The organism is Henriciella marina DSM 19595 (genome assembly GCF_000376805.1).
Taxonomy (GTDB): domain Bacteria; phylum Pseudomonadota; class Alphaproteobacteria; order Caulobacterales; family Hyphomonadaceae; genus Henriciella; species Henriciella marina.
Map to the genome: position 1 here is coordinate 1,723,914 of NZ_AQXT01000002.1, position 17,586 is coordinate 1,741,499.

Sequence of the window (17,586 nt, forward strand, 5' to 3'; positions counted from 1 at the left end):
TGCGAGCTTGAAAAGGTCAAGCCCCGAATCGGATTAGGCAGGCTCCATGGAAGCGCTCGTCAATATTGGCTCTATCGGCCTCGATCTCATTCACCTTGTCCTGCTGCTTGCGGCCATAGCCTTCGCCGTTGCCCTGTTCGTCATTCGCGGCCAGCTCAGCACAAGCGCAGCCAATGCACGGCGGGGCCTTGAATACGCCGAAGACAGCGTCGCTGCCCTGAAGGCAGAGCGCGAAGAGCTGCGCCAGCAGGTGAAGACAAAGGATGCGGTGGCTGAGCAAGCCCGGATCGACCTCGCCAAGGCCGAAGCGCGCAGCGAGGAAGACGAGAAGAAGTTTGCAGACCTTGCCCAGCGCGTCCTCGACCAGTCGAGCAAGCGCTTCCTGACCCAGGCCGATGAGCATTTCAAACGCCACAAGGAAGGCGCGCAGACCAATCTCAAAGAGCTGATGACGCCGATCAACAAGAACCTCGAGGACTTCGCCAAGAAGGTCACAGAGCTTGAGAAAGTGCGCGCCGACGACAAGTCGGTCCTGCAGGAACAGGTCAAGGCGATCGGGGAGAGCCTGAAGGTCCACACCAGCGAGACCAACAAGCTGGTCAGCGCGCTGTCAGCCCCGCGCGGCGGCGGTCGCTGGGGCGAGACCACGCTTCGAAACGTGATGGAGCATGCCGGTCTCTCGGCCCATTGCGACTTTTCCGAACAGGTGCACGGCGAGACCGAAACCGGACGGCAGCGCCCGGACGTCATCATCAAGCTGCCCGGCGGACGCGAAATCGTCGTCGATTCCAAGGTCACGCTCGAAGACTATCTCAAAGCCATCGACGAGACCGATCCGGCCCGCCGCGAAGCCTATATGCGCGCCCATGGCCGCAAGGTGCGCGACCATATCAAGACGCTCGGATCAAAGGACTATCAGAGCGCCTTTTCCCAGCGCGTCGATTTTGTCGCCCTCTTCATTCCGGGCGAGAGTTTTTATGTCGCCGCGCTTGAGTTTGAGCCGGACCTTTTCGACTTTGCCGCCGCCCGTCAGGTGATCGTCGTGACGCCATCCACCCTGCTCGCCCTTGCCAAGGCTGTTGCCTATGGCTGGCGCCAGGAACAGGCAACCGAGAACGCCAAGATGGCTGCAGAACTTGGCAGAGAGCTTTATTCCCGCCTCACCACGCTTGGCGGCCATGTCGAGAAGATGGGGAAATCGCTCAATTCCGCGGTCGACGCCTATAACAAGATGGGCTCCAGCCTGACCTCCCGCGTGCTGCCTGCCGCCCGCAAGTTCGAGGATCTGCAAATCGCCCCGCCGGAAAAGTCCGTGCCCGAAATAGAGAGCATCGAAAAACGCGCCACCCTGCCGGACCGGACAGGCGAGCTCGAGTTCGATAGCAGCGAGGACTAGAGCGCAGCAGCCCAAGCCGTGCCGTGGGCGTTGATTTTCCGCCGCCCTCCTCCTATTTTCCGGCGTATGGCTATTCGCGAAATTCTCACCGTCCCGGACCCGCGTCTGAAGGAAGTCTCAAAGCCCGTCGAAGGCGGCGTGACCGATGAGCTCCGCGCGCTCATGGATGACATGCTGGAGACGATGTACGACGCCCCCGGTATCGGCCTTGCGGCGATCCAGATCGGCGTGCCCAAGCGCGTCATCGTGATGGATCTTGCAAGCCCGGATGAAGAGCCCCAGCCGCGCTATTTCGTGAACCCCGAAATCCTGCCGCTGACCGAAGATCTTGCCCCCTATGAAGAGGGCTGTCTCTCTGTTCCGGACGTCTTCGACGAGGTCGAACGCCCGACCCAGTGCCGGGTCAGATATCTCGACTACAACGGCAAGGAAGTCGACGAGATCGCAGAAGGCATGTTCGCCGTCTGCATCCAGCACGAGATGGACCACCTTGAAGGCACGCTCTTCATTGATCACCTATCGCGCCTCAAGCGTCAGCGCGCTGTCGACAAGGTGAAAAAGGCCAAGCGTCTCTCTGATAAGATTTCGAAATCCAAATCGAAAAGCGCGGCCTGATCGGCCACCTGTTTGCCAAAGCCTGGGTCCGCTGGACTATCGTGCTGATACTGGCAGCGTTGATCGTCATTATCTGCGCAGGCAATGGGCTTTCCGGGAATGGGATGGCAGGCGCGATGCGCTAGGCTCAGACCTGAAGCTACTTCCAAACCGCAGACCCCTGCGAAGGCAGGGGTCCATGAAGCGACATCTAAACTGCCGCGAGCCCGCTGAAAGCACGCTCTATCGATAACTGCCTGCGCAGGTATCTGCGGCGCCACGGCCAAACATCTTGCACTTTCAGAGCCTCGCGATAGACCCCGCAGCATGACGAAACCCTTGCGCCTCGCCTTCATGGGAAGCCCAGATTTCTCCGTGCCCGTGCTCGCCGCCCTGATCGAGGCGGGCCATGACATCGTCTGCGTCTATTCCCAACCGCCCCGCCCGGCTGGACGCGGCAAGAAGCTGACACCCACACCCGTCCACCGCTATGCCGAGGAGAACGGCATTGAGGTCCGCACGCCAAAATCCCTCAAAAGCGAGGACGAGAAGGCCGCATTCGCTGCACTGGATCTCGATGCAGCGGTCGTCGTTGCCTATGGCCTCATCCTGCCGCAGGCGATCCTCGATGCACCGCGCCTCGGCTGCATGAACCTTCACGCCTCGCTCCTGCCGCGCTGGCGTGGGGCGGCCCCGATCCAGCGGGCGATCATGGCAGGCGACAAGATAACCGGCGTTCAGGCGATGATGATGGAAGCTGGTCTGGACACCGGCCCGGTCCTCGCCACCGAAACAACGGAAATCGCGCTGGATGAGACCGCAGGCTCTCTCCATGACAGGCTATCGGCACTTGGTGCACAGCTTGCGCCCCGCGCGCTTGAAGGCCTCGCCGGGGGGATGCTGACGCCAGAGCCGCAAAGCGAAGACGGCGTCACCTATGCTGCAAAGCTCACCGCCGCTGACCAGCGCATCGACTGGTCCCACAACGCGCCAGAGATTGACCAGCAGATCCGCGGCCTCTCGCCCTTTCCCGGCGCCTGGTTTCACTGGACCCCCGAAGACGCCAGTAAACCGCTTCGCATCAAGGCGCTGATGAGCGAATATGTCGAACACGCCCATGATGAGCCACCCGGCACGCTGCTCGATGACGAATTGCTGGCGGCTTGCGGCGGCGGCAAGGCTGTGCGCCTCAAACGCCTGCAAAAGCCCGGCTCCCGCGCGATGGACGCAGAGGACTTCCTGCGCGGCAACGCCATCAAGGCGGGGGCATCCTTCGAATGAGCCTGAAGATCCGCGACGCCGCGCCAGCCGACATGGACGCCATTTCTGCTCTCAATGACGCCGCCTTCGGCACGCCGGATGAGGGCGTCATCACCCGCCAGCTTGCCCACGATGACGACAGCCTCGTCTCACTTGTCGCTGAGGATGAAGACGGCCGACTGATCGGCCATATCGAATTCTTCCGCATCCTGGTGAATGGCAAGGATGTCGCCGCCGGCCTCGGCCTGATGTGCGCGGCACCCGGCCACCAGAGAAAAGGCGTCGGTTACGCCCTCATCAAGGCGGGCATGCCACGCGTCGAGCAGCTCGGCCGCCAGATCGTCTTCGTGCTTGGCCATCCAGACTATTATCCGCGCTTCGGCTTTCATCCAGCCGTCGCCGCCCGCTATAAAGCCCCCTGGTCCGGCGAGGCGTTCATGGCGATTGAGCTTTTCGAAACCGCGCCGCGTTCTGGCACCCTCACCTATCCGCGCGCCTTCATGGAAACGGTATGAGCCAGCGTCTCCGCCTCCTCATCGAATATGATGGCCGCCCCTATAATGGCTGGCAGCGCCAGGATGGGCAGCCCACCGTTCAGGCCGCGCTGGAACGCGCCGCCGAAGCTCTCGACGGGCAGCCTGTCGTGGTCCAGGGCGCCGGGCGCACGGATACAGGCGTTCACGCCACCGGACAGGTCGCGCATCTCGAACTTCAGACACCGCGCCCTGTCCGCAAACTGGCCGACGCCCTCAACCATCACCTTCGACCCGATCCGGTCGCCGTGTTGAAAGTCGAGGAGGTCGATGAGAGCTTCCACGCCCGCTTCAGCGCAACCGGCCGCGCCTATCGCTACATCATCCAGACACGCCGCGCGCACCTTACTTTTGATCGTGGCCTCATCTGGCGCACGCCCTTCAAGCTCGACGTCGCCGCCATGCAGGAGGCGGCAAACCACCTTCTCGGCCAGCATGATTTCACCACCTTCCGTGATACGGCCTGCCAGGCAAAAAGCCCTGTAAAGACGCTCGACACGCTGGAGGTTTTCCGCCTCGCCGACCGGATCGAGATCACCACAACCGCACGCAGCTATCTGCACAGGCAGGTCCGCTCCATCACCGGCAGCCTGCTTGAGGTTGGCCGCGGCATGCAGAAGCCCGGCTGGATGAAAGAGATACTGGAAGCCCGCGACCGCACCACGTGCGGTCCGGTTGCCCCCGCCGACGGGCTATACCTGGAACGCGTCATGTATGATGGGGACGGCTGACATGGACCGGCGCCGGATCGTGATTTCCGGCTGCTCATCGGGCGGCAAGTCCACACTGCTGAAAGAGCTTGGCGCGCGCGGCTTTATGACGGTCGAAGAACCCGGCCGCCAGATCGTCCGTGAAGCACTGGAGACCGGTTCGGATGCCTTGCCCTGGGTCAATCCGGAGGCCTTCGTGCGCCGGGCGATCGAGATCGCCGCCGAAAGCCTGCGCGCCGTACAGGACAGAAGCGGCCCCGTCTTTTTCGACCGCTCGGCCGTCGATGCACTCGCCCATTTCGAACGGCTGTCCATCGACACACCAGCTGACCTCAAATCGCTTGGCGAGGCGTGTCTCTATGACCGTACCGTTTTCTTCGCACCGCCCTGGGCTGAGCTCTATGTTCAGGATGAGGAACGCCCGCTACCTTTCGAGGAAGCGGTGCGCGAGTACGACTGGCTACGCATCGCCTATCCAGCGCGCGGGTATCGCCTTCTCGACCTGCCGCAAACGAGCGTTGAGGCCCGTGCAGAGTTTGTTTTGAGGTCTCTGGGGCTACCGCACATAAATCGGTGACATGTCAGGAAGTCGTCATCCCGGTTTTGGCGCAGCCAAACACCGGGACCCAGAACGCTTCGGATAGATGGGGCCCGGCTCTCCCTGCGGTCGGCCGGGATGACGAAAATTTAGCGGGCGAGCGCGGGCTTCAATAACCGCGCGCGACGTCTACATCCGCCTCAACCGTCACACCCGCGAGCCGCCTCTCCAGCAGTTCGAGAAGGCGTGCCTGCCCGTCTCCAGGCAGCGTCAGCCCGGACACGTGCGGCGTCACAGTGACCCGGTTATCGCTCCAGAACCAGTGCCCGGGGTCCAGCGGCTCATCGCGGAAAACGTCCAGCACGGCATGATCCACCCTGCCGCTATCAAGCGCTGCCTTCAGCGCCTCTTCATCCAGCGTCGCTCCGCGCCCGACATTGATGAAGAGCGCACCGTCCAGCTTGTCGAAAACATCCGCGCCAATGGCGCTATCAGTGTGCGGCGTGAAGGGCAGCGCCCCGACAACGATCTTCGCCGCGGCGCCAGCCGACAAATCCGCCAGACGCATCACTTTATCGAAGCCTTTCGCAGGCCTGCCAGTCCGTGACAGGCCCAGCACTGGCGCCTGCAGCCCCTTGAAAGCCCCCGCAACGCCCTGCCCAATGGATCCAGTGCCGATCACCGCGACCTGCGTCTCGAACAGATAGGCAGGGGCCGCGCGCTCCCGGTCCCAATCGCGCGCCTCTTCCAGCGTCCGGCGTAGCGCCATCTTCTGCAGCCAGGATAGCGCATATGCGGCGCAATACTCGCCAATCTGTTGGCCCATCCGGCCGGTCGTGCGGGTGACAAGCGGGGCAGGTTCAATGCCCGCAAACGCCTTACAGATCGCGTCCACGCCCGCCCCGACACAATGCACCCAGCCATATTTGGAAAGGTCCTCATCCTCAGGCGGATAGAAGGTTACGAGCACCTTCTGGGGCCGATCGCTCTCCATGGGCCCGCGAAACACTTCGACGCTGGGAAACGCCTCGCGCACGGCCTGCTCCAGCCCGTCGCCCTGGCTAGAATGAATGCGCACAGCGATGTCAGTCTCGGCCACAGGCGTGCTCAAAGCAGCTTCTCCATCTTCCAGTTATGGAGCGCCACCCCATCAATTTCGAGCGGTCGGCGCAACACTGTGGCATAGCCCGCCCGCGCAAAAACCGGCCGGGCCGTTTCGCTGGCTTCAGTGTGAAGGCGCGCCATGCCCGCCTTGCGCGCCTCGGTCTCGATCGCGGCGAGCAACGCGCTGGCGACGCCGCGGCCCGCATGACCCGGATGGCAATAGAGCATGTCGACATGGCCATCGGCTTCCAGATCGCTGAATGCGATAGCAGTGTCCGTTTCGTCTACCGCGATGAATGTCGCCCGCCCATCGCTATACTTCTCGTGCAGGCGAGCAGCGGTGACGCGTGTCCCGGACCAGACTGCCACCTGTTCAGCTGTATAGTCCCGGCTTCCCAGCTGAAGGATTGCGGCGCGGAATATCTCTTCCAGACGCGCGGCATCGCACGCCCGGTAAGTACGGAGTTTCACGGAAGGTGCCGCTCAATCCAGCTCAGAATGACTGCAAGCGCCCTGTCGCGCTCGGTATCATTGAGCAGCTCATGATAACCGCCCTCGAACACATCCAGCGTCTTGTCCGCGACCGGCACCGTCTCGAAGAATTTCTGAGAGCCTTCAATCGGCGTCAGCTGGTCCGCATCGCCATGCACCAGCAGCACCGGCACCTGCCAGTTTTCGAATTTCGGCCACGCCCGCTCCAGCACTTTCACCGCGGTTGCGCCAAGACGCGCAGCTGGCGGCTTGGTGATGACATCGGGATTATTCCTGTAAGCATCGACCACCGCCGCATCACGAGAGATCGCATCAGCCTCCAGCGGCGGGGTGAGGCGCGCGGTCGGCGCGATCATCGCAATGAAGCCCGCAATCGCCTTCAGGAAAGGGCTCAGCTCGATCTTCAAAGCGGGCGCGCTCAGCACAACGCCAGCAACACCCTTGCCATCTTCGGCAACGCTCGCAGCCGTGATCAACCCGCCGAGCGAATGACCGAACAGCACGATGGGCAGGCTCTCCAGCGATAATGCCTCACGCGCCATCTGGTGGTGGTGCACAGCCTGCTTCATATCGGTTGCCCCGCGCGGGCCGGGCGAGGCGCCATGCCCCTGCGCATCGAAGGCGAAGACACTGACACCGGCGGCATTCAGCGCCGGGATCAGCTGGTTGTACTGGGCCACATAGCGCGTCGCATACTCGCCATAGCCGTGCATCAGCAGAAGGTTCGCACGCGCGCCCTCGACCCGCCACGCATAGCCCGCCACCCGCGCCCCGAACCGCCAGACCTCTGCATCCACCGCCATCAGCCCTGTCCTTTTGCTCGTCCGCCTAGCGAATGTTTTCCAGCAGCAGCTCCAGCGCCTCGCGCGCAAAGAGCTCCATATTTGTCACCCGGTCGCTGAGCCCGGTTTCGAGCGTGCGGGAAATCTCGATGCCCTCGCCGACCAGCGCCACGCAGGTATGTCCCGCAGCGTCGCCATAGCCATTGCCGGACGGCCCCGCTGCGCCTGTCTCACAAAGTCCCCAATCGGCCCGCAATTTCTCGCGTATCGTGCCCGCCAGAAAGCGCGCATAGGGCTCACTCGATGAGCGCATGTCGCCAAGGTCGTCCTTCGATAGCCCCAGCAATCCGCGAAACGCGGCTGGCGCATAGATAACCCCGCCGCCGCGATAATAGGCCGAGGCCCCGGACTGTGCGAGCAAGGCCGCAGAGACAAGGCCGCCGCTGGAAGACTCAGAAACGCCGATGGTCTGACGGCGCGCTTTCAGGATAGTGCCGATCTCTTCGGCAAGGGGGAGCAAATCATTCATTTGCCCATCAAGCCGCTTCCCGATGTGCATTGCAAGCTTCCCCCGCGCGAGCTTGCACCGCGCCGCAGCTTCAACCATCTATCTGCGGCAAACAGATAAGGGCCAGGCGATGCGCTATTTCGAAGATCTTGAACCCGGAACAATCACCCACTCACCGCGCAGCTATCAGGTGACGCGCGAGGAGGTGATCGACTTTGCCTCGAAATACGATCCTCAGCCGTTCCACCTCGACGACGAAGCCGCCAAGCAGACTTTCTTTGGCCGCCTCTCGGCCTCTGGCTGGCACACTGCTGCCATGACGATGCGCCTGATGGTCGAGACGATGCAGGACGGCGAACCCCAGGCCGGCCTCGGCTCTCCCGGCATCGATGAGTTGAAATGGATCAAGCCGGTCTATCCGGGCGATGAAATCCGCATCGAGATGGAGCTTATCTCCAAGCGCCGCATGAAGAGCCGCCCTGAAATGGGCCTCAGCCGCTCTGAAAACCGCGTCTACAACCAGAATGACGAGTTGGTGATGCGCTTCATCGGCAACGGCCTCATTCAGGTGCGCGACCCCGAAGCTCCGATAGAAGACGCGCCGATAGAAGAAGAGCCAGCCTCATGAGCAAGCCCGAGGACATCCGCGCCCAGCAACAGGCCCACTGGGACGGCGCTGGCGGAGAAGGCTGGGTCGAGGCGCAGGCCATCATGGATGCGATGTTCTCAAACATCGAGGACCGCCTCGCCGAGACCGCACGAGAAAGCCGCGCCAATAATATACTCGACATTGGCTGTGGCACGGGCGCGGTCTCTCTTGCTGCGGCAAAGGCTGCGCCGTCGGCTCATCTGACCGGTATCGACATTTCCGGCCCCATGCTCGCGCTAGCCAGGACCCGTGCGGCCGACGCAGACATCAAGGCCGACTTCATCAAGGCCGACGCAGAATCCCACGCGTTCGAACCCGGCCGGTTCGGCTGCATGATCTCGCGCTTCGGCGTCATGTTCTTCGCCGATCCGGTACGCGCTTTCACAAACCTGAAATCCGCCTGCGCACCCAGCGGCGTTTTGCATGTCTATGCCTGGCGCCGTCCTGCCGACAACGCCTTCATGACGACGGGCACACGCGCTGCCGCCCCCTTACTGAACGAGATGCCCAAACGCGAGCAAAACGCGCCCGGCCAGTTCGGGTTTGAAGATGAGGCCTATGTCCGCTCCATCCTCGAAAGGTCAGGCTGGACCGACATAGAGATCACCGCAGAAGACGTGCCATGCAGTTTCCCGGCCCGCGATCTGGATCTCTTCCTCACCAGGCTCGGGCCGCTACCAAGACTGCTCGAGATGAACCCCGATGCCGATGAGGAGGCTGTCCGCTCTGCGGTGCGCGAGGCCTACCAGGCCTATATCGTCGGCGATGAGGTCCGCTACACCGCAGGCTGCTGGTCGATCCGCGCGCATCGCAGCTGATCTGATCCCCACCGGAACACTGAAGTCCCGAGCGCATTCAGGACGGGTAACCCGCTTGGGCTGAAGGGGCACACATATCTCTACACAGATTGCCATTATCGTCTTCCTGACGGCGACCTTCGTCATCGCGCTCGCAGGCATCCGCATCATCTCCACCGCAGACAGGCTCGCTGACCGCACAGGCCTTGGCGAAGCTGTCTTTGGCGGCGTACTTCTCGGCGCCAGCACCTCACTCTCGGGTATTGTCACATCGCTGACGGCCGCCTCTGCAGGAATGGCCTCCCTTGCCGTTTCGAACGCCGTTGGCGGCATCGCGGCGCAGACAGCCTTTCTTGTTTTCGCCGACCTCATCTACAAGCGCGTCAATCTCGAACACGCCGCCGCCGACGCCAACAATATGCTGATGGCGGCGATGCTGGTCCTCCTGATGATGCTGCCGCTCGCCGCGAATTTTGCGCCCGAGATCGCGATCTTCGGCGTCCACCCTGTCTCTGTATTGCTCTTTGCGGTCTATTTCTTTGGGACGCGCGCCGCGATCCAGCTGCGCGACCGGCCCATGTGGAACCCCCGCCAGACAGACGATACGCGTGAGGACGACCCCGACGAGGAAGAGGCCCAGATCCACAGCCTGCCAGTGATGATCGCCATCTTTGTCGGCCTCAGCCTGGTGCTTGCTGCCTGCGGCTATGCTATCGCCGAATCCGGCGCGGTCATCTCAAACAATCTCGGTATTTCGCAGACCGTCGTCGGCGGGCTTCTGACGGCCGTCGCCACCTCCCTGCCAGAGCTTGTCACGACGCTGGCGGCCGTCCGGCGCGGTGCGCTCCAGCTTGCCGTTGGCGGCATCATTGGCGGCAATACGTTCGACGTGCTCTTCCTGTCGCTATCGGACATCGCTTACCGCGACGGGTCCATCTATCATGCGATGACGCAAGCCGATGCGTTGATGCTGGTCGGCGCAAGCGTCATCACGACGATCCTCCTCATGGGGCTTATCCTGCGCGAACGCCGCGGTATCGGTTTTGAAGGTCTCGGCATCCTCGCCGCCTATATCGGCCTCATCGCGATACAGGTCTCGATCGGCTAAGGTGACAGCTCGGGTGCGCGCCCCGTATTGAAGCGCTTGCGATAACCATGGGGCGCGACCCCTGCGATATCGCGAAAAGCCGTCCGGAATGTCTCTACCGATCCAAAGCCGCACTGATGGCCGACCCGGCCTACGCCCCGGCGCTCCTGCTGATGGAAGAATACCGCCACCGCGGCCCTCAGGCGAAATAGCCTGGCCGGGCTATATGAGGCTGAAAAGATCGCCCGCCCGGCCCTACGGCCGCAACAGTTCGTTGATGCCGACCTTGCTGCGCGTGCGCTCGTCGACCGTCTTGATGATGACCGCGCAGTAGAGGCCCGGACCCTTGCCATCGGCAGCAGGCATGCTGCCAGGCACGATCACCGAATAAGGTGGCACTTCGCCCATGACGACTTCGCCGGTCGTGCGGTGCACGATCTTGGTCGACTGGCTAAGGAACGTGCCCATCGCGAGAACCGAGCCTTCGCGCACGATCACGCCTTCGGCAACTTCAGCGCGCGCGCCAATGAAGCAATTGTCCTCGATAATGGTCGGGTTCGCCTGCAGCGGCTCAAGCACGCCGCCAATACCAGCGCCGCCGGACAGGTGCACATTCTTGCCAATCTGCGCACACGAGCCGACCGTCGCCCAGGTGTCGACCATCGTGCCTTCATCAACGTACGCGCCGATGTTCACGAAAGACGGCATCAGCACGACGCCCGACGCAATATAAGAGCCACGCCGCGCCACAGCGTTCGGTACGGCGCGCAGGCCCGAGGACGCAAAATCATCGCTCGTCCAGCCGTCGAACTTGCTCGGCACCTTGTCCCACCAGGTCGAGCCATCAGGCCCGCCCTTGATCGGGCCGTTGGCATTGAGGCGGAATGACAGGAGCACGGCCTTCTTCAGCCATTGATGCACGATCCAGTCGCCACGTGCGCCCTTCTCGGCAACGCGCGCCTTGCCGCTGTCGAGCATGGCAAGCGCCTCTTCGACAGCATCGCGGACCTCGCCTTTCGTGTCTGTCGAGACACTGGCGCGGTCTTCCCAGGCCTGTTCAATCGCGGTTTCGAGGGCTGCAGTCATGGCGGTCTCCGTCCTGTTCTTATAGCCCGCGTCTTCAAGCGCGATTGAGCCGGATGGGCAAGACCTTCCAGTGTCGCGCTGTCAGTACGATCAGGCTTCTAGCTCTCCGCAGACTCCAGCGGCTCCACCATGCGGAAGGTGTCGCGCAGATAGGACACGAAAATCGGGCTGATGCCTTCTGCTTCCATATGGGCAACGGACACAGGCGTCTGTGGTGACTTGTAATCCGCATCGGCTTTCACGCGCTTTGGCAGGTCATGATGCAGGATCGCAGCCCGCCCGATCATCGCATAGTCGAGGCCAGCCTCAAGCACGTCGCGTATGTCCGCCCCATCGCGGATCTTGCCCGCGCCGCCAAGCCGCGTGCCATGACGCGGCAGGTCCACGAAATGCTCGAGCAGGCTCTTGCCGCGCAGCGTCTCATCATCGGGCAGCTTCTTGTAGTCCCAGAAGGAGATGTCGACATAATCCAGCTTTCCGCCCGCCATCAGGTCACGGACGAAGTCGACATTCTCCGGCAGGCTAAGGCCGAACCGCTCAGGCGACAGGCGAATACCCACCTGGAAATTGTCTCCACAGGCCGCCCTGATGCCGTCGACGATCTCTCGCGTCAGGCGCGTGCGGTTTTCGACGCTGCCACCATGATCATCCGTACGCTGATTGGTGTCGACTGACATGAATTGCGCAAGGATATAGCCATGCGCGCCATGGATCTCGACACCGTCAAAGCCGGCCGTTTCTGCACGCTTTGCCGCCGCAATAAAGTCATCGCGCACCTGGTCGACCTCTTCGCGCGAAAGGGCCCGCGACCCCGTTTCGGCATGATCTGACGGGCCGACCGGCTCTGCCACCGCCGTCTTGTCTGCGCGGATACCGGCATGGTGAAGCTGCAGCGAGGACACAGCCCCCTTCGCGCGGATGGCATCGGCGAGCCGCGTCAGCCCCTCAATATGCTTGTCATCCCAGCAGCCAAGCTGCCCCGGAAAGCCCTGCCCAGCGGCCTGAACGTGCGCGGCCGCCGTCATCACCATGGCAAAGCCGCCATCGGCCCGCATGGTCAGCCAGTGAAACTCTTCGTCGGACAGAACACCATCGGCATGGCTCTGCTGATTGGTCAGCGGCGCCAGCGTCAGCCGGTTCTTCCAGGCGGGTCCACGGGTAAACGTCAGCGGCGCGAACATGTCTTCTACAGCCAAATCAGGCCTCCTTTTCTTGCCGGACATACACCCTGCAAGCCCCCTTCACGTCCAGCACTAACTTCGCGTCAGCTTGCCAAAACAGCGACTTCAGGCGAATGCTCAGCGCATGAAACTCTACACCGTCCCCGTCGCGCCCAATCCCACCAAGGTCATGCTCTATCTGGCAGAGCGCGCGGAGGCAGGCACTGCCCTCCCCGTCGAACAGAAGATCGTCAACACGCTGAAGGGCCGCCAGCGTGAGCCTGAACACCTCGCCCGCAACCCGTTCGGCACACTCCCCGTCCTCGAGCTCGATGACGGCTCATATCTTCGCGAGTCGCTCGCCATCATCGATTATCTGGAGAGCAAATATCCAGATGGCGCGCTCGCGATATCAGACGCCGAAGCGCGCGCCAGGGCCCGCGACCTCGAACGCATCATTGAACTCAAGATCGCCAATCCGCTCGCGATCTATGTTCACTACAAGAAGTCGCCGCTTGGCCTGCCGCCCGACCCTCAACAGGCCGCCGCCATTGAAGCGCAGATTCAGGCGCCACTCGACTTTGTTGAAGAGACACTCGGCGATGGGCGTGAGCTTATTGCAGGCGACAGCGTCTCGACCGCAGACCTGACCCTCGCCTCACACCTGCAATTTGTCCGCTTTATCGGCGTTGATATCCTCGGCGAGCGCCCGCGCCTTCGCGCCTGGGACACGCGCTACCGCGCCCGCCCGGCCGCGAAAGCCATCCTGCAATGCTGAAGGCGGCTGCCTAACTGTTCCACCAGGGCTTGTCCTTGAATGGCCTGATATCGATCTCATGGCTCCAGGCAGAGCGATGCTGGTGCGCAATATGCCAATAGGTCTCTGCCAGCTCGCCCGGCAGGATCAGTTCATCCTTGCCCTCGCTCTTGGCGGCTTTGAGCTCAGCAAATCGCTCCGGCCCGAGCAACCTGCCCAGCGTATCGGGAGCCTCCACCGGTCCATCGATCAGGATGTGCGCGACATGAATGCCCTTCGGCGCGAACTCGGCGTTCAGCGTCTGACACAGCATGCGCCGGCCGCCCATCGCCGCCGCGTGTGAATGCTGGCCAGCATTTCCGCGTACCGCCGCCGTCGCAGACGTCACCAGCAGCGTGCCTGACCCGCGCGCCTCCATCTGCGGCAGCAACGTCTGCGCCAGCCTGAATAGACCGAACGTCGCCATCCGCCAGCCAAGCTCAAACGTCCTGAGCGGCGTATCGCCGAGCGCCCGGTTGCCGATCTGAGCCCCCAGATTGAACAGCGCGAGCTCAATCGGCCCGATGTCGCGCTCGACCCGAAAGACAAGATCCTCAATCGCGCCCTCTTCGACCGCATTGAGCAGCATGCCGGTCGCCTCTCCGCCGGTCTCCCGAATACCAGAAACCAGCCGGTCCAGTCCCGCCTCGTCAGAACGCCGGCAGAGCACGGCATGATACCCGCCCGCCGCAAAACGCTGGGCGACATGTCCGCCGATCCAAGCCCCCGCCCCAAGAACCAGCACCACCGGTTTACGCTCTGCCATCTAAACGCCTCCTCCGTATCCTACGTGCAGCATAGGCACGCCGGTGGTCCGCGTCATCATCGCACGCGCCCGTGATGAGGCTCGCCAGCGCCGACTGCCCTTACTATCATCGCCAGATGGAAGAGAGAGCCGCCCTCATCGAAGACACGCTCCAGCGCCTCGCAGATACAGTCGGTGACCCGCAGCCGCTGATCTATGCGCGACTTTTCGCGCTGCGCCCTGCTTTCGAAGCCATGTTCGATCTGGACAGCGACGGCGGTGTGCGCGCCGCCATGCTCGAAACCTGTTTCGACTGCATCCTCGGACAGGCCGCAGGAAGCCCGTCACCCCGCTTCCACCTCGAAGCCGCTCGCCTACAGCATGACGGCTATGGCCTCACCGCCGAAGATCTCGACCTGATATTCTCGGTAATACGCGATGTCTGCCGCGATACGCTGGGCGATGACTGGACCGAAAAAAGGGACGCCGCATGGACGTCCCTTCTCGATGAACTCGCGAGGCTCACCCGCGAGACGGCCGACAGTTGAGGCTGGCAACGCCTTGGAGCAGCCTGCGCCGCCCTAAGCAGACACGGCTTCCAGCCGCTGTTTCGCCTTCGCTGTTTCAAAGCCGGAATAGCCGCTCGCGGCGACCTGGTCGCAGATGATGCGATAGACATCGACGCCTGCCACATACGCCATGAAGGTGCGCGGCTTGCCCGGCACATTTGCGCCAATGTACCAGCTGTTTGCCTGCGGGAAGAGCGTCTGGTTGGCCATCGCCTCATTGTGCTCGGCCCACTCTTCTTCGGCGGCCTCCGTCGGCTCGATCGTCTCCAGACCGCGCTCACGCATCCAGCCGATACAGTCGCTCACCCAGTCCACATGCTGCTCGATGGAGACCATCATATTGGAAAGGACTGACGGGCTGGACGGCCCGGTAATGGTGAAGAGGTTCGGGAAACCGGCAATCGCGATGCCAAGATAGGTATGCGGCCCGTTCGCCCACTTATCTCTGAGGGCTGCGCCACCCTTGCCGCGAATATCTACCTTGAGCAACGCGCCGGTCATCGCATCGAAACCGGTCGCAAAGACGATCACATCGAAGTCTTCCTCGCCTGCACTGGTCTTGATGCCTTTCGGCGTGACCTTCTCCATCGGCGTCTTGCGAAGGTCCACAAGGGTCACATTATCGCGGTTGAACGTCTCATAAAAATTGGTGTCGAGACAGGGCCGCTTCGTGCCGAATGGATAGGAATACGGCGTCAGCGTTTCAGCCAGTTCAGCGTCCTTCACCCGCGCCTTGATACGTTCGCGGATGAAGTCGGAGATGATCGCATTGGACTCCTCGTCCGCCAGAGCGTCGGCAAACTTGGTCGTCAGGCCCGTCAGGCCTTGCGTCCAGCCTTCTTCGAGACGCCGCTGGCGCTCTTCAGCCGGCACCATGGCCGCCGGCTCCAGCTCCCGTTCCGGCTTGGGGATCCCTGCGAAATTATACTTCTGCTCCTCGCGGAAGTCGCGGTAACGCTCTTTCATCTCGGACACTTCCGAGTTTGTCAGTGGCCGGTTGCCCGCCGGGAGCGAATAGGCCGGCGTGCGTTGATAGACGGTCAGCTGGCTGGCCTGTTCTGCAATGTGCGGAATGGCCTGAATGGCTGAAGAGCCCGTGCCGATGACGGCAACTCTCTTGCCGGTAAAGTCGACACCCTCATGCGGCCAGCGCCCGGTGATATAGGTCGGGCCCTCAAAGCTTTCGGCGCCCTCGATATCGGGCTCCTTCGGCACTGAAAGACAGCCCGTCGCCATGATGAAATAGGTCGCTGAAATCGCCTCGCCCGTATCGGTATAGATCGTCCAGCGCGATGTATCCTCGTCATAGACGGCGCGCGTCACGCGCGTCTCGAAAGTGATGTCCTTGCGAAGGTCATAGCGTTTGGCGACATGCTCGGCATAGGACAGGATTTCCGGCTGCGTCGCATAGCGCTCGCTCCAGCTCCAGTCCTGCTCAAGTTCAGGGTCGAAGCCATAGGAATATCCTAGGCTCTCAATGTCGCAGCGCGCGCCCGGATAGCGGTTCCAGTACCAGGTCCCGCCGACTCCATCGCCCGCCTCGATGACACGTGTCTTGAGGCCCATCTCGCGCAGGCGCTTGAGCTGGTACATGCCGGCAAAGCCAGCGCCAACGACAACCACGTCTGCCTGCGAATAGCGGCCCAGATGCTGGTCGATCTGGTCGCCGACATAGTCGATGGCCTTTGCCTGCGCAGGAAGGAGCCCCGGCATGGCGAAGAAATTGTGCATCTGCCGGTCGAACTGTTTGAAGGTGACAGGCACGCCCGCCTTGCGCAGGGCATCGGCATAGGCCTCGCTCTCCTCGCGCAGGATGTCGTACTCGGCCGTCACCACGACAGCTGGCGGCAGGCCGGAGAGGTCATCTGCGTGCAGCGGCGAGGCGTCGACGTTCTTCCGGTCGGCCTCGTTCGGAGCGTAATGGTCCCAGAACCACTTCATCATCGGCGTATTGAGCAGCAGCTGGTTGTCCATGTTCGCGTAAGACGGCCGCGTCATGTCGCAATCGGTCACCGGATAGACCAGCATCTGCAGCGCAATCTTCGGCGCGCCAGCGGCCTTGGCTTTCTGGCAGACGATCGCGGCCAGATTGCCGCCCGCACTGTCGCCGCCCACCATGATTGGCAGGTCAGCGCCTCCCAGCGTCTTCAGGTTTGCCACCGTCCAGTTCAGCGCATCCCAGGCATCATTCGCGGCCGTGGGATAGCGATGCTCCGGCGCCTTGCGATAGTCGACCAGCAGCACGGTGCACGCCGTGCGCTCGGCCAGCTGGCGACCGACACAGTCATACTGGTCGATATTCGACAGGACCCAGCCGCCGCCATGATAGAAGACCATCACGCCCTTCGGCTTGTCGACCGGGCGATGGATGCGCGCGCGGATCTTCGCGCCGTCGCTGGCGGGGATCTGGATGTCGCGGGTCTCGGCCATCTCTGGCCCGTCAGGATAGGCGCTCGCCATGCCCTCGCCGATAAGACGCGCATCCTGCGGGCTCATCTCATACATTGGCGGGCCTTCGGCAGACGCCAGCTGCGCGAGAAGAGCGGTGGTCGCGATATCCAGTTTCATGGCCTGTTTCTCCCTTGGTCTTTTGCGGCCATGCTCGCTCTTGGAACGCGCTATGGCAATCGCGAACGCAAGGGAAACCGGCAAGGAGAGTTCAGCGTCCAGGTCCTGTACTCATAAATTTTGTTGCGGAGGCAATCGGATGAGCAAGACATGCAAGGAAAGCCGCGCAGGGCGGGCCGAGGCCCGTTCAAGCGGCTTGACACGGCGGGGCG

Annotated in this window: 20 protein-coding genes; 12 read left to right on the forward strand and 8 right to left on the reverse strand. The window is 62.4% G+C overall.

The window, feature by feature from the left end; translation table 11 throughout:
* Nucleotides 1-46 precede the first annotated feature (46 nt).
* From rmuC to F550_RS0108390, 6 genes are all read left to right on the forward strand, one after another.
* On the forward strand, nucleotides 47-1,396 hold the full coding sequence (gene rmuC, locus F550_RS0108365; RefSeq protein ID WP_018148091.1) for a DNA recombination protein RmuC: 1,350 nt from the start codon (nucleotides 47-49) through the stop codon (nucleotides 1,394-1,396).
* Between the two features lie 66 nt (nucleotides 1,397-1,462).
* Nucleotides 1,463-2,011 (forward strand): peptide deformylase, encoded by a 549-nt coding sequence (gene def, locus F550_RS0108370; RefSeq protein WP_018148092.1) that lies wholly within the window; start codon nucleotides 1,463-1,465, stop codon nucleotides 2,009-2,011.
* A 306-nt stretch (nucleotides 2,012-2,317) separates the two neighbouring features.
* Nucleotides 2,318-3,271 (forward strand): methionyl-tRNA formyltransferase, encoded by a 954-nt coding sequence (gene fmt, locus F550_RS0108375; protein WP_018148093.1) that lies wholly within the window; start codon nucleotides 2,318-2,320, stop codon nucleotides 3,269-3,271.
* A complete protein-coding gene (locus F550_RS0108380) occupies nucleotides 3,268-3,765 on the forward strand; it encodes a GNAT family N-acetyltransferase (RefSeq protein ID WP_018148094.1) in 498 nt (165 codons plus the stop codon). Before fmt ends, F550_RS0108380 begins: the two co-directional genes overlap by 4 nt.
* Nucleotides 3,762-4,514 carry a tRNA pseudouridine(38-40) synthase TruA gene (gene truA, locus F550_RS0108385; RefSeq protein ID WP_018148095.1) on the forward strand — a complete coding sequence of 251 codons (753 nt, stop codon included), beginning with the start codon at nucleotides 3,762-3,764 and terminating at the stop codon, nucleotides 4,512-4,514. Before F550_RS0108380 ends, truA begins: the two co-directional genes overlap by 4 nt.
* Entirely contained in the window at nucleotides 4,498-5,070 is a 573-nt protein-coding gene (locus tag F550_RS0108390) for an AAA family ATPase (RefSeq protein WP_018148096.1), read from the forward strand. Before truA ends, F550_RS0108390 begins: the two co-directional genes overlap by 17 nt.
* 130 nt (nucleotides 5,071-5,200) lie before the next feature.
* On the opposite strand, the gene F550_RS17305 is transcribed toward F550_RS0108390, so the two are convergent.
* From F550_RS17305 to F550_RS0108410, 4 genes are read right to left on the reverse strand one after another with little or no spacing between them, the layout of a single operon-like run.
* A complete protein-coding gene (locus F550_RS17305) occupies nucleotides 5,201-6,142 on the reverse strand; it encodes an NAD(P)-dependent oxidoreductase (RefSeq protein ID WP_018148097.1) in 942 nt (313 codons plus the stop codon).
* Nucleotides 6,139-6,606: a GNAT family N-acetyltransferase gene (locus F550_RS0108400; RefSeq protein WP_018148098.1), complete on the reverse strand. Its 468-nt coding sequence runs from the start codon at nucleotides 6,604-6,606 to the stop codon at nucleotides 6,139-6,141. The genes F550_RS17305 and F550_RS0108400 overlap by 4 nt, the downstream gene beginning before the upstream one ends.
* Nucleotides 6,603-7,430, reverse strand: a complete 828-nt coding sequence (locus F550_RS17310; RefSeq protein WP_018148099.1) for an alpha/beta hydrolase — start codon at nucleotides 7,428-7,430, stop codon at nucleotides 6,603-6,605. The genes F550_RS0108400 and F550_RS17310 overlap by 4 nt, the downstream gene beginning before the upstream one ends.
* A 25-nt stretch (nucleotides 7,431-7,455) precedes the next feature.
* The gene (locus tag F550_RS0108410) at nucleotides 7,456-7,938 is read right to left on the reverse strand and encodes a CinA family protein (protein WP_018148100.1); all 483 of its coding nucleotides are present in this window, start codon (nucleotides 7,936-7,938) and stop codon (nucleotides 7,456-7,458) included.
* Nucleotides 7,939-8,047: 109 nt separating this feature from the next.
* Here F550_RS0108410 and F550_RS17315 point away from each other — a divergent pair, with 109 nt between their 5' ends.
* From F550_RS17315 to F550_RS19170, 4 genes are all read left to right on the forward strand, one after another.
* Nucleotides 8,048-8,545: a MaoC family dehydratase gene (locus F550_RS17315; protein ID WP_040500924.1), complete on the forward strand. Its 498-nt coding sequence runs from the start codon at nucleotides 8,048-8,050 to the stop codon at nucleotides 8,543-8,545.
* Nucleotides 8,542-9,384 (forward strand): class I SAM-dependent methyltransferase, encoded by an 843-nt coding sequence (locus F550_RS0108420; protein ID WP_018148102.1) that lies wholly within the window; start codon nucleotides 8,542-8,544, stop codon nucleotides 9,382-9,384. Before F550_RS17315 ends, F550_RS0108420 begins: the two co-directional genes overlap by 4 nt.
* Before the next feature lie 97 nt (nucleotides 9,385-9,481).
* A complete protein-coding gene (locus F550_RS0108425) occupies nucleotides 9,482-10,471 on the forward strand; it encodes a sodium:calcium antiporter (protein ID WP_267878950.1) in 990 nt (329 codons plus the stop codon).
* 47 nt (nucleotides 10,472-10,518) lie between these two features.
* Entirely contained in the window at nucleotides 10,519-10,662 is a 144-nt protein-coding gene (locus tag F550_RS19170) for a hypothetical protein (protein WP_018148104.1), read from the forward strand.
* Between the two features lie 43 nt (nucleotides 10,663-10,705).
* On the opposite strand, the gene dapD is transcribed toward F550_RS19170, so the two are convergent.
* Nucleotides 10,706-11,536, reverse strand: a complete 831-nt coding sequence (gene dapD, locus F550_RS0108435; protein WP_018148105.1) for a 2,3,4,5-tetrahydropyridine-2,6-dicarboxylate N-succinyltransferase — start codon at nucleotides 11,534-11,536, stop codon at nucleotides 10,706-10,708.
* Nucleotides 11,537-11,634: 98 nt separating this feature from the next.
* Nucleotides 11,635-12,717, reverse strand: a complete 1,083-nt coding sequence (locus F550_RS0108440) for an NADH:flavin oxidoreductase (RefSeq protein ID WP_018148106.1) — start codon at nucleotides 12,715-12,717, stop codon at nucleotides 11,635-11,637.
* A 124-nt stretch (nucleotides 12,718-12,841) separates the two neighbouring features.
* Between F550_RS0108440 and F550_RS0108445 the strand changes: the two genes are divergently transcribed.
* Entirely contained in the window at nucleotides 12,842-13,474 is a 633-nt protein-coding gene (locus F550_RS0108445) for a glutathione S-transferase family protein (RefSeq protein WP_018148107.1), read from the forward strand.
* Nucleotides 13,475-13,484: 10 nt separating this feature from the next.
* On the opposite strand, the gene F550_RS0108450 is transcribed toward F550_RS0108445, so the two are convergent.
* On the reverse strand, nucleotides 13,485-14,258 hold the full coding sequence (locus F550_RS0108450) for an SDR family NAD(P)-dependent oxidoreductase (protein ID WP_018148108.1): 774 nt from the start codon (nucleotides 14,256-14,258) through the stop codon (nucleotides 13,485-13,487).
* A 74-nt stretch (nucleotides 14,259-14,332) separates the two neighbouring features.
* On the opposite strand from F550_RS0108450, the gene F550_RS0108455 reads away from it, so the two are divergent.
* Nucleotides 14,333-14,785 (forward strand): globin, encoded by a 453-nt coding sequence (locus tag F550_RS0108455; protein ID WP_018148109.1) that lies wholly within the window; start codon nucleotides 14,333-14,335, stop codon nucleotides 14,783-14,785.
* Between the two features lie 33 nt (nucleotides 14,786-14,818).
* Here F550_RS0108455 and F550_RS18910 read toward each other — a convergent pair whose 3' ends face one another.
* The gene (locus tag F550_RS18910; protein WP_018148110.1) at nucleotides 14,819-17,374 is read right to left on the reverse strand and encodes an alpha/beta hydrolase fold domain-containing protein; all 2,556 of its coding nucleotides are present in this window, start codon (nucleotides 17,372-17,374) and stop codon (nucleotides 14,819-14,821) included.
* Nucleotides 17,375-17,586: the final 212 nt, after the last annotated feature.